The sequence below is a fragment of the Nocardia wallacei genome (genome assembly GCF_029868745.1).
Lineage (GTDB): Bacteria > Actinomycetota > Actinomycetes > Mycobacteriales > Mycobacteriaceae > Nocardia > Nocardia wallacei_B.
The window spans coordinates 1-12,061 of the sequence record NZ_JARWOP010000377.1; the positions used below are offsets into that span (position 1 = coordinate 1).

Annotated in this window: 7 protein-coding genes; 4 read left to right on the forward strand and 3 right to left on the reverse strand. The window is 69.6% G+C overall.

Features of this window, described 5'->3' with window-relative positions; translation table 11 throughout:
- Positions 1 to 3,009, reverse strand: a 3,009-nt coding sequence (locus QH470_RS35335) for an amino acid adenylation domain-containing protein (protein WP_280276739.1), incomplete at its 3' end; no start/stop codon positions are given.
- A gap of 191 nt (positions 3,010 to 3,200) precedes the next feature.
- Between QH470_RS35335 and QH470_RS35340 the strand changes: the two genes are divergently transcribed.
- The 4 genes from QH470_RS35340 to QH470_RS35355 are packed head-to-tail and all read left to right on the forward strand — an operon-like array spanning position 3,201 to position 8,419.
- Positions 3,201 to 4,214 (forward strand): methyltransferase, encoded by a 1,014-nt coding sequence (locus QH470_RS35340; protein ID WP_280276740.1) that lies wholly within the window; start codon positions 3,201 to 3,203, stop codon positions 4,212 to 4,214.
- Positions 4,215 to 4,229: 15 nt separating this feature from the next.
- The gene (locus QH470_RS35345; protein ID WP_280276741.1) at positions 4,230 to 5,459 is read left to right on the forward strand and encodes a cytochrome P450 family protein; all 1,230 of its coding nucleotides are present in this window, start codon (positions 4,230 to 4,232) and stop codon (positions 5,457 to 5,459) included.
- A gap of 46 nt (positions 5,460 to 5,505) precedes the next feature.
- On the forward strand, positions 5,506 to 7,095 hold the full coding sequence (locus QH470_RS35350; protein ID WP_280276742.1) for an NAD(P)/FAD-dependent oxidoreductase: 1,590 nt from the start codon (positions 5,506 to 5,508) through the stop codon (positions 7,093 to 7,095).
- A gap of 16 nt (positions 7,096 to 7,111) precedes the next feature.
- Positions 7,112 to 8,419, forward strand: coding sequence for a salicylate synthase (locus QH470_RS35355; RefSeq protein ID WP_280276743.1), 1,308 nt, complete (start codon positions 7,112 to 7,114; stop codon positions 8,417 to 8,419).
- A 13-nt stretch (positions 8,420 to 8,432) separates the two neighbouring features.
- Here QH470_RS35355 and QH470_RS35360 read toward each other — a convergent pair whose 3' ends face one another.
- Both QH470_RS35360 and QH470_RS35365 read right to left on the reverse strand, forming a co-directional pair.
- Complete coding sequence (locus tag QH470_RS35360; protein ID WP_280276744.1) at positions 8,433 to 10,178, reverse strand: ABC transporter ATP-binding protein; 1,746 nt, start codon at positions 10,176 to 10,178, stop codon at positions 8,433 to 8,435.
- Positions 10,175 to 12,013: an ABC transporter ATP-binding protein gene (locus tag QH470_RS35365; protein WP_280276746.1), complete on the reverse strand. Its 1,839-nt coding sequence runs from the start codon at positions 12,011 to 12,013 to the stop codon at positions 10,175 to 10,177. Before QH470_RS35365 ends, QH470_RS35360 begins: the two co-directional genes overlap by 4 nt.
- Between the last annotated feature and the right edge of the window lie 48 nt (positions 12,014 to 12,061).

A 12,061-nucleotide genomic window follows, 5' to 3' on the forward strand; every position in this document is an offset into this window, starting at 1 on the left:
CAATATACGGGTAATATTGTTGGGGGCATTGCTTTCACCATCCCAGCCAGCCCGCGCGGGGCCGTGGGCGCCCGCCCGGACGACTACCGCGCGGTGCCCCCGCGCGGGCTGCTCCACCCCCGCGGCGGCGGCCGCGACGATCTCCGGATGCTCCGCCAGGACGGCCTCGATCTCCCCCAATTCGATCCGATGCCCGCGGATCTTGACCTGATGATCGGTGCGACCGAGGAATTCCAGTGTCCCGCCGGGCCGGTATCGCACCAGGTCGCCGGTGCGGTACCACCGGACTCCGGCCCGCTCGACGAATTTCTCGGCCGTGCGCGCCGGGTCGCCGCGGTAACCATGGGCCAGTCCGCCGCCCGTGACCCACAGCTCACCGGGCGCCCACTCCGGGCGGTCCCGACCGTGCGCGTCGACCACCCGGCAGTCGGCGTGCGGCAACGGAACCCCGTACGGCACGCTCGACCAGTCCGGGTCGACCGTGCCGACCTCGCAGACGGTGGCATGGATGGCGGCCTCGGTCATGCCGCCGAGCCCGGCGAACCGGCAGCCGGGCACGAGCCGGCGCAGCCGCTCGGGCAGATCGACGGTGACCCGGTCACCGCCCAGCATGACCACCCGCAACGCGGTTCCCAGCCCGGCGTCCGCGGCGGCGATCAACAACATGTCCAGCAGCGCGGGGACGGCGCTGACGACCGTCACATCCCACCGGCGGATCAGCTCCGCCCAGGCGGCGGCATCGCGACGCCGCGCCTCCTCGACCACCACCACCGAGCCACCGAACGCCAGGAAAGCGAACAGGTCATACGCCGACAGGTCGAAGTCCAAGGCGGACAACGCGATCGTGCGGTCGTCCGCGCCGATACCGAACCGGCCATTGACCGCGTCGACGGTGTGGGCGACAGCCCGATGAGGCACCTCGACGCCCTTGGGCGCGCCGGTGGAGCCCGACGTGAAGATCACATACATCACGTCCTCGGGATCCACCTCGACGATCTCGGCCAGCGGGTCCACGTCGCGGGACTGCTCCGGGAAGACCGCTTCGATATCGCCGGGCCACGCGGCCGCGGTCCGCGGGTCGGTGACGACCAGCCGCGCCCCCGCCGTGCGGTAGACCCGTTCCCGCCGCGCGAGCGGAAGATCGATACCCGAGGGCACGTAGGTCGCGCCCGCGGCGAGCACACCCAGTGCCGCCACGATCTGCTCGACCCCCTTGGGCAGCGTGATGGCCACGCTGTCGCTGCGGCGAATTCCCTTGTCCACCAACACCCGAGCCATGCGACGGGCCCGCAGCGCGAGTTCGCCGTAAGAGATCTCCGCGCCGTCGGCGAGCAGGGCCGTCCGTTGCGGATCGGCGGCGGCGCGGCGGAAGAACCGCTGATGCAGAGGTACAGCCGGAGCGAGGGCGACCTCGCCGTGGCGGCGCCCGGCGACCGGCCACGGCGCCTCGCGGTCCCACGCGGCGTCGTCGTCCAGCAACAGCTCGACGAAACGCACGTAGGCGTCGAACATCGCGTCCAGCATTCCGGCCGGGAACAGCGAGACCCGGGCATCCCAATTGAGCAGAATGCCGCCCTCGAACTCGGTCACCTGCGCGTCCAGCCAGACCTGCGGCCCCTGGGACACCGTCCAGCTCGGCTCGCCCAGGCACTGCCGCACCTCGGGGGCGTACAACTCACCCAGGCTCAGCGCGCTCGTGTACACCACCGGCGCGAGAACCCGCTCCCCGCCGCCGGCCCGGCCCAGATCCCGCAGCACCTCGACGCCGCTGTAGGCGGCATAGCCGAGGACTTCCCGCAGTCGCTCGGTGAGCACCCGCGCCCGCCGGGTCACCGACATCGAGGCGGACAGGTCCACGTCGAGCAGGACCGAGCTGGAGAAGTCGCCGACGAGGCGGTCCACGTCGTCGTGCAGGGGTTCCCGGTCGAATACCGGCAGATTCAGCAGGAATCGGTCGGTACTGCTCCAGGCGCCGATCGTCTCCGCGAAGACGGTGGCGAGCACGCTCGCGGGAGTCAGCCCGGCACGGCGGGCCTGTTCGCGCAGCCGCCCCGCGCGCTCCGGCGACAGCCGGTACCGGCGGCGGTCGACTCGAGCGCCGGTCGTCTCCTCGGAGGTCAGCAGCGGAAGTTCCGGCGCCGCGGGCAGTTCCGGCAGTCGCGCCCGCCACCACTCGCGAGCCTGCTCACGCGCTGCCGCGCGGGCCAGGCCGCGATCGGTGAGATATTGCCGGTAGCTGTACCCCAGCGGCGGCAGCGCCGTGGGCCCGCGCTCGTACAGTGTGGTCAGGTCGGCGAGGAGATTACGCAGACTCAACGCGTCCCCGGCGATCATGTCCAGGTCGAGGTGCACTCTGGTGCGGCCCTCGGGCAGCAGCGAGACCTGGAGATCGAACACCTCCCCCGCCGCGACGTCCATACTCCGATGCGAGAGCGTGTCGCGAATCCGCGCCAATCGCCGAAGACGTTCGGGCTCAGGCAATTCCCGCAGGTCATGGACCATCAGGCCGGACCAGGACCCACCGTCGGTCACGCGCTGCATACCCTCGGCGTCGATCGCCACCCGCAGCATCGGATGCCGCGCCGTCAAGGCGCGCACCGCACGTTCCAGCCGTTCCGGCTCGACACCGCCCGCATGGTCGAACTCGCTGTAGAAGTGCGCGGCGACACCGCCGAGTTCGTGGGCCGGCGACCGCCCGATCCAGAAGGCATGCTGCATCACCGCCAGCGGAAACGGGCCCGAACGGTCCACCACGACGACTTCCGCGGCGGCGTCGGTTTCGCTGTGGCGCAGCAGCTTCCACCACGCGCCGAGCGTCGGGTTCCGCACGAGATCCCGGTATTCCACGCGGCTGCCCGCGCGCCGCATGAGCCCGGAGATGCGCATCACGGTCACCGAATCGAGCCCCAGCTCGAGCAGGTCGGCGTCGTCGGTCAACTCTTCCACCGGCACGCCGGTCAGCTCACTGACCTGCTGCCGCAATTCGTCTACACCGTGGGACCAATCCACCCTTTTCGTCGTGCGTACGAGTGGCAAACGGACCTGTTCCCGCATCACAATCCCAACCAGCAAACGATAACCATTTTCATTAGTGCTACAATCTACGACGTCCCACCAGGCCGGTCAAGACAGGCCCTCCGGTCCGGAGACACGAAACACACACGCGGCAAACGGCTTCCGCGCGGCACAGGAAGACAGGCATGGCAGCTCATCTGCGATTGATGAACATGATGTTCGGGACGATCTGCTCCCAGGTGGTCGGAACCGCCGCCCGCCTCGGGCTCGCCGATCACTTGGCCGACTCCGAACGCGGCTACACCGAGCTGGCCGAGGCCACCGGCACCCACCCCGCCTCGCTCGCCCGGCTACTGCGCGCCTTGGCGGCCTTGGAGCTGGTGGTCGAAACCCGGCCGGGCACATTCCGTTTGGGCGAAGCGGGTCAGCCGCTGCGCACCGATCGGCCGGACTCCCAGGCGGCGGCGGTACTGCTGTTCACCGATCCGGCCCTGCTGGACTCCTGGAAGCTGACCGAGGAGGCGGTTCGCACGGGGCAGCCGACCTTCGAGGGGCTGTACGGCATCGACTTCTTCGGCTTCCTCGCCACGAAACCCGAACTGTCCGAACGGTTCAATGCGACGATGCGGCAGGTCAGCCTGCCCATCGCGCAATTGATACCGGTGAGCTACGACTTCACCCGGCATCACACCGTCGTCGACATCGGCGGGGGCGACGGCACCCTGCTGGCCGAAATCCTGCGTGGCACAACCGCTTTGCGCGGCATACTCTTCGATTCGGCGACCGGCGTCGCCGAGGCCGCCGGCACTCTCGGCGCCGCGGGCGTTGCCGAACGCTGCCGCGTCGAGGCCGGTGACTTCTTCGCGGCCGTCCCCACGGGCGGAGATGCCTACGTACTCAAGAACATCCTGCACGACTGGGACGACGAACGCTGCGTGACCATCCTCGACCGGTGCCGCGCGGCGATGCCGGAGCACGGGCGGCTGCTGATCGTGGAATCCGTGCTGCCCGACGTGGTCGACACCTCGAACCCCGCCCCATATCTCACCGATATCAGCATGCTCGTCAATATGGGCGGTCAGGAACGCACCCGCGCCGAGTACGAGATTCTCTGTCGCCGTGCGGGTTTCACGGTCACCGCGATCCATCCGACCATTCTGCCCACCTCGTACTCGCTGATCGAGGCAACACCGGCCTGAACGGAACGTCACCCGATGCTCGACAATGCCCGCCCGATCGTGGTGGACCTGCTGGCCGAGGATTTCCACGAACGAGCCCACACCATCTACGACCGACTGCGCGCGCAGTCCCCGGTAACCCTCGTCGAACTGCCCGAGCAACCGGGCCGGGAGTTCTGGATGGTCACCGGATACGCGGCGGCCCAGGCCGCGCTGCGCGACACCCGCCTGGCCAATGATCCGCGCAGCCTGCTGTCCCCCGCCCAGCGCGCCGCCCGGGCCGCGGCCCGGCTTCCCGGCGCTCCGCACACCATGCTGCTGTCCGACCCGCCGGAGCACACCCGCCTGCGCCGCGCCGCACAGCAGGCGTTCACGTCCAGGTCGGTCACCGCGTTGCGCCCCACCGTGGTTCGGCACGCCGAACGACTGCTCGGCGAGGCCGAGCGGGCAGCCGCAGCCGGTGACGGCACCGTGGACTTGCTGCACGCCTACGCCTATCCGCTGTCGCTCACCGTGCTCGGCGAAATTCTCGGATTCCCCGAGGCATGGCATCCCGGCCTGCACGTTCTCGCGGTGCGGGCGGCGACGGCCTCCACCCCGCTGTCGGCGCCCGATCCCGAATTGCGCGCCCAACTCGAGGGCTACGCCCGCGATCTCGTCCTGCTCAAACGCGACGACCCCGGCGACGATCTGGTCAGCAGGCTGGTGCATCCCGCGTCCGGGGACAAGCTGTCGAACGGTGAACTGATGGCCATGATCGGCCTGCTCATGGCCGCCGGTTTCGAGACCTCGGCGAGCCTGATCGCCAGCGCGACACTGACTTTGATCTCCCATCCCGAGCAGTGGGCCGCGCTCCGCGCCGACCCCGGACTGTCCGCGGCCGCGGTGGAAGAGACCATGCGCTACTGGGGGCCGGTGGAATCGGCGACGGCCCGCTACGCGACGGAGCCGTTCCCACTCGCGGGCCGCCACATCGACACGGGCGACCGGGTGCTGGTGTTTCCCGCCGCCGCCAACCGCGACCCCGCCCACGTCCCCGCTCCCCACAGTTTCGATATCCACCGCGAGCCCCGCCCCCATCTCGGGTTCAGCGGCGGCATCCACAACTGCCTCGGCGCCGCCCTCGCGCGCACGGAGGTCGGGATCGCGCTCACCACGCTGGTCGCCCGGTGGCCGGAGCTGCGCTTGGCCGCCGACCCCGCCGAATTGCGCTGGCGCCCCGGCATGGGACTGCGCGGCCTGCGCCGCCTGCCGGTGCGGCCGTGATCCGCACATCTCATCTATCGCACACAACCGCACTAGGAGTTCGACCATGACACCCCCGACCGACACCCCGTACGACGTCGCCATCCTCGGAGCCGGGATCGCGGGTAGCACCCTGGCGACAATCCTGGCCCGCCACGGCCTCGAGGTGCTGCTCATCGACGCGGGGGTGCATCCGCGATTCGTGGTCGGCGAGTCCACCATTCCGCACGCGACGGCCACGATGCACGTGCTGGCCGATCGCTACGACATCCCGGAGTTCAAGGCGCTGGCCAACTTCGAGGACACCGCCGAGCATGTCGCCAAGACCTGCGGGCAGAAGCAGAACTTCGGCTTCGTCTACCACGAGCAGGGGCGCCCCGCCGACCCGGCCAAGGCCAACCAGATCGTGCTGGCCTCCGGATACCGCCGCGCCGAATCGCATTGGTTCCGGCAGGACATCGACTCGTACGTGTTCCATCTCGCCGTGCGCTACGGCGCCGTGCCCCGGTTGAACACCCGAATCCAGGACATCGACATCGACACGGACCGCGGCGCCGAGCTGCGCACGGCCTCCGGGGAGACGTTCAACGCCCGATACCTGGTGGACGCCACCGGTTTTCGCTCGGTGCTGGCCGAGCGGTTCGGGCTGCGGGAGCTACCCACCCGGGCGCGGACCCACTCGCGTTCGCTGTTCACCCACATGATCGGCGTCGAGCCCTTCGACGATGTCGCGCCCGTTCGATACGACCAGCCGAGCCGGTGGCACAACGGCACCCTGCACCATGTCTTCGACGGGGGCTGGCTGTGGGTGATTCCGTTCGACAACAACGACCGCTCCACGAACCCGCTGTGCAGCGTGGGGCTGACCCTCACCGGGGACGCGGTCTCCGAGGACCGTGACGCGCCGGAGCAGGAGTTCGCCGCTTTCCTCGAGCGGTTCCCGGCCGTCGCGAAGCAATTCCGGTCCGCGACGGCCGTGCGGCCGTGGGTGAGCACCGGGCGGCTGCAGTACTCCGCGTCCGGCACGGTCGGTGACCGCTTCTGCCTGACCGCACAGTCCGCCGGAGCGATCGACGCGCTGTTCTCCCGGGGGCTCGCCAACTCCTTCCAGACCGTGAACGCGCTGGCCTGGCGGATCATCGAGGCGGCCCGCGAGAACGACTGGTCGACAGCGCGGTTCGCCGGTGTCGACGCGCTACAGCAGCGGATGTTCGACGTGCACGACGATCTCGCCTACTCGTCGTACGTCGGATTCCGCGACTACACCCTGTGGGACGCGATCTTCCGGGTGTGGCACACCTACAGCTTCTACTCCGACGCCGCCCTGGAGCACACGCTGTCCAGGTATGTCGCCGGTCAGGACGATCAGGTGTTCCGCGCCCTGGAACGCGGTGACTCCGCGCTGGCCCGGACCGTGCGGGGCCTGCTGACCACCGCGCGGGAGACCTGCGAAGCGGTCGAGCGGGGCGAGCTGACCACCGCGGCCGCCGCGGCAGCGATCATCGACCGGATCAACAGCGAGCGGTTCTTCCCCGACTATCTGCCCCACGGGAACCCGGAACTCAGGTACGTCGATATCAGCCAGGACAAGGCGATGGAGTTCATGCGGTGGTCCCGCACCGAGGCGCCCCGCTGGATCACCGAGTCCTTCGCCTGATCCGGAAGGAACCGCGATGAACCCGCCCACCACGGTCGACGCCGACGACTCCGTGCAGACCGTGCGCCGACACCACGCCGACCCGCTGGCACTGGCGGCCGCCATCGCGGCCTCCGGGCAGCTCACCGACTACGTCGTCTACGAACAGCCGGGACGCTGGTATGTGGCCGGAAATCCGATCGGCGCGGTGACCGTCCGCCGCGACCGTGTGCACAGCACCCTCGGCGGCGAGCGCACCGAAACCTGGAGCGGCACACCGTGGCCGCGGATCCAGGCGGCGCTCGACCGGGCGCCGGTGCCGCGGTGGCGGGCCTACGGCTGGGCGTGCTTCGAGCTGTACCGCCCGGACACCACGGGCCCGGACGATGTCCTCGCGCACTTCATGGTGCCCGGCGTGGAACTGGAGATCACCGAAACCACAGTGCTCACACGCAGTTTCGGCGCGCCGTTCGACGTGGAGCTGCCCGATGTCGCGGCCACCGCGCCCACGCCCACGGCGGTGCCGGTGGACGCGATCGACCCCGACTACCTCCGGCGCGTGCGACATGCCCTGGACCGGATTCACCGCGGCGAGTTCGACAAGGTGATCATGTCCCGCCGGGTGGATCTGCCGTTCGCGATGGACATGCCGGCCACCTACGCGGCGGTCCGCCGGCGGAACACCCCGGCCCGCTCCTTCCTGCTGGACCTCGGCGGCTGGCAGGCCGCCGGGGTCAGTCCGGAGACCGTTCTCGAGGCCGACGGCGCCGGACTGGTCACCACCCAGCCACTGGCCGGTACTCGCGCCCGTACCGGCGACGCCGCCCGCGACGACGTCCTGCGGACCGATCTGCTCACCGATCCGAAGGAGATCTACGAGCACGCCACCTCCGTGCGGCTGGCCTACGCCGAACTCGACAGCGTCGGCAGTGCCACGCGGGTCGGCGAATTCCTCACCGTCAAGGAGCGCGGCAGCGTGCAGCACCTCGCGTCACGCGTGGAGACGCTGCTGCGCGCCGATCGAACCTGCTGGGACGCGCTCGCCGCCGTCTACCCCGCCATCACCGCCTCCGGTATCCCCAAGGCGGCCGCCTGCGCCGCGATCGGCGACCTCGAACCCGGTGCCCGCGGCCTCTACAGCGGTGCCGTCGTGCGGGCCGACAGCACCGGAACCCTCGATGCCGCACTGGTTCTGCGCGCCGTCTACCAACGCGACGGCCGGAGCTGGTTACGAGCCGGAGCGGGCGTGGTCACGGGTTCCACGCCCGAACGCGAACACGAGGAGACCTGCGAGAAACTCGCCTGCATCGCGCCCTACCTGATCCCCGCACCCTCCGAAAGCTGACGCCTCCGCCGCGCTAAGCCGACGCGGCGACGCGCCAATGCCGCGCCTTGGTCTGCGCGGACCACATGGCGCTGTAGCGGCCGTCGAGTGCCAGCAGTTCGTCGTGGGTGCCTCTCTCGGTCACGCCGCCGTCCTCGAGCACCAGGATCTGGTCCGCCGCCACCACGGTGGAGAGCCGGTGCGCGATCACGATCACCGTCTTCTCCGCGACCAGCGCGTCGATGGCGTCCTGGACGTAGACCTCGCTCTCGGTGTCGAGTGCGGCGGTCGGTTCGTCCAGCAGGACGATCGGCGCGTTCTTCAGGATGGCGCGGGCGATCGAAATGCGCTGGCGCTCACCGCCGGACAGCGCCCCGCCGATCTCGCCGACCCGGGTGTCGTAGCCGTGCGGCAGCCGTTCGACGAAGGTGCGGACATTGGCCGCGCGGGCCGCGGCCTCGATCTCGGCCTGGGTCGCCTCGGGCGCGGCGATCGCGATATTCGCGCGGATGGTGTCGTCGAACAGGTACACGTCCTGGAAGACCACCGCGATATGCCGGTAGATCTCCACCGGGTCGACCTGCCGCAGGTCCAGGCCGCCGATGCGGACACTGCCGCCGTCCGGGTCGGCGTAGCGGGTGAGCATCCTGGTCACCGTCGTCTTGCCCGATCCCGACGGGCCCACCAATGCCGTGAGCGAGCGCGCCGGAGCGGTGAACGACACGCCGCGCAGGACCGCGGAGCCCTCGGAATAGCCGAAACGCACGTCGTCGAACTCGATGTCGTAGCGGGTGATTCGGGCCGACGAGTCGCCCACCGGCAGCGCCGGAGTGTCCAGTACCTCGCCGACACGTTCCAGCGCCGCGTCCGTGATCTCGAAGATCGCCGACAGATTGGACATGGTCGACATCGGTTCGGCGAATCGCACCGCCGCGGCCACCACCGCGATCAGCATCGCCGCGGACATCCGTAGATCGAGCACCAGTGCCGCGCCGAGCGCCACCATCCCCACCAGACACAACTGCACGACGCTGGACGCCAGCAGACCCGGCCAGGTCAGCCGCTTCTGCATGGCGGACATGGCCTCGTTCTGCTCTTCGAGGGTCTCGACCAGCCGCTGCGACGAACTGCCGATCTGCCCGGTCGCGCGCAGCACCGGCAGACCCTGGACGTATTCGACCACCCGGTTCGCGGCCGCGGCGTCGGCGGCGTCGAGCCGGCGCGACCCCGCGCCCGAGATCTGCTGGATGCGCCGGACGAACAACACCGCGAACGGAATCGACACGGCCAGAACAACACCCAGGCGCCAGTCGACACAGGCGATGACCACCCCGATGACCGCCGGGACCGTCACCATCTGAATGAACAACAGCGCCATCGAGGACGAGCCCATCGTCGCGTTGGCGACGTTGCCGCCGATCACCGTGGTGAGGTCGCCCGCGGCGCGGCGCTCGAGCTCGGCCTGCGGCATGGTCCGCAGTTTCTCGCCCAGCCGCAGGCGCGCGCCGGCGAGCACATCGGCCCACCGGCCGAACTCGAATCGCAGTTGCCCGTAGTGGAATACGGCCTGAATCACATAGCAGGCCACCAGGACACCGAACCAGGTCCACGCGGCCGTGGTGTTCACTTCCGGCCGGCTCAGCTCGTACAGCAGCGGAATCAGCGTGGCGTAGGCCGCGGCCTGGGTGACCGAACCGAGAAACGCCCACCACAGCGTGCGGCGGAATTCGTCCCGATAATCCCCGGCGGCGAGCAGCATCAGCCGCAGGATTCTTCTCATCGGTTCGTGGCCTCCTTGTTCTTGCCGCTGCCCAGACCCCATCCACGGGCGCGCTGGTGGTGCTCCCAGAGTCGGGCGTAGCGGCCGCCGGACGCGAGTAGTTCGGTGTGCGTGCCGGATTCGGATACCCGGCCGGATTCGAGGACCACGATCTGGTCGGCGTCGACGATCGTGGACAGGCGGTGCGCGACCACGAGCACGGTGCGGCCGCGGGTCAGCGCGGCGATCGCGTCCTGGATGGCCGCCTCGTTCTCCGGATCGGCGAAAGAGGTTGCCTCGTCGAGGATCACGATCGGGGCGTCGGCCAGCAGTGCGCGGGCGATGGTGATGCGCTGGCGCTGTCCGCCGGACAACCGGGCGCCGCGCTCACCCACCGGCGTGGCGTAGCCCTGCGGCAGTTCCGAGACGATGAAATCGTGCGCCTGGGCGGCCCGCGCCGCGGCCTCGACCTCGGCGTCGGTGGCCGACGGGCGGGCGAGGCGGATGTTCTCCGCGATGGTGTCCGACAGCAGGAACGGATCCTGGAAGACCAGCGCGACGTGCCGGAGCAGATCCTCCGACGCAATCCGGCGGACATCGATCCCGCCGACGAGCACTTGGCCCTCGTCCACATCCCAGAACCGCGGAATCAGCCGTGCGACAGTCGATTTGCCCGAGCCCGACGGCCCGACCAGCGCGCACACGGTACCGGTGGGCACCGTCAGATCCACTCCGTCCAGCGCGACCCGGTCGGTGCCCGCGTAACCGAAACGGACGGAACGGAACTCGATCGACCCGTCGGCCGGGGACTGCGGCTGGTCGGGTTCCGGCAAGGGAGCGATGTCGAGGAGTTCGACGATGCGCGCGGCGCCGGCCTTGGACTGGTTGACCAGATTGGACAGATTCATCAGCGGCACCACCGATTCCACCGGCAGCGTCCCGATGAGGATCGCCGCCAGCAGCTGTGCCGGTGACATCGACCCCGCCGAGGTCAGCCAGGCGCCCACCACGAGCACGATCAGAATCGTGGGCAGCGGCGCCACCGTCAGGTTGGCGAAGATCATCGCGCTGCGATTGTTGTTCTGCCAGGCGGTGGTTGCCACGTTGAAGTTCCGGACCCGGTCCACGAAGCGCCGGAACGACACCGTGCCGTCGTCGAAGGTCCGCACCACCGGCATGCCCTGCACGAATTCGACCACCGCCGCGTTGATGGCCTCGTTGGCCTCGTCGTAGCGCCGCCGGGTCTCGGCGTAGTCCCGCAGTGTCAGCTGCATCCCGATGAACACCACGGGCAGGAACAACAGGACCGCCAGCAGCAATCGCCAATCCACGAAACCCAGTGCCAGCAGCGCCGCGACAGGCTGGGCCACCGTGAAACCGGCCAGCGGCACCGCGTCGGCCACCGCCATGTGCAGGCCGCGAACATCGTCCTGCACAACCTTCTTCACCGCACCCGAACCCAGGCGCTGCGCCTCGCCCAGCGGAACCCGGCCCAGATGCGCTGCGAGATCGGTCCGCAAGCGCTGCTCGAGGTCGAACGAGGCGAGGTGTGAGAGCAGGAAAGACCAGGCGCGCAAGGCGAATCGGACCAGGAACCCGACCGTGGCGAGCACCAGTAGAGCCACCACCGTGGAGGTATCGGCGTCGGCGGCGAACAGTTCCCGCAGCGCCAGCGCGATACCCACGAAACCGATCACCCCGGCGACCGCGCCCAGCGCGGCCGTCGCCAGCGCCGCGCCGAGCCGCCCGCGCACCGGCTCGGTCACCCGGAACAGGGCACTACCGGGCTTCGTCGCCCCCTCCTCGACTTCCGGCACTGCCTCGTCCACCTGGAGCGCCGCCCCGGCTCCACCCATAATCCCGGCTCCTGTCCGTCACGTCATCGACAGCGACAATCGTCTCCG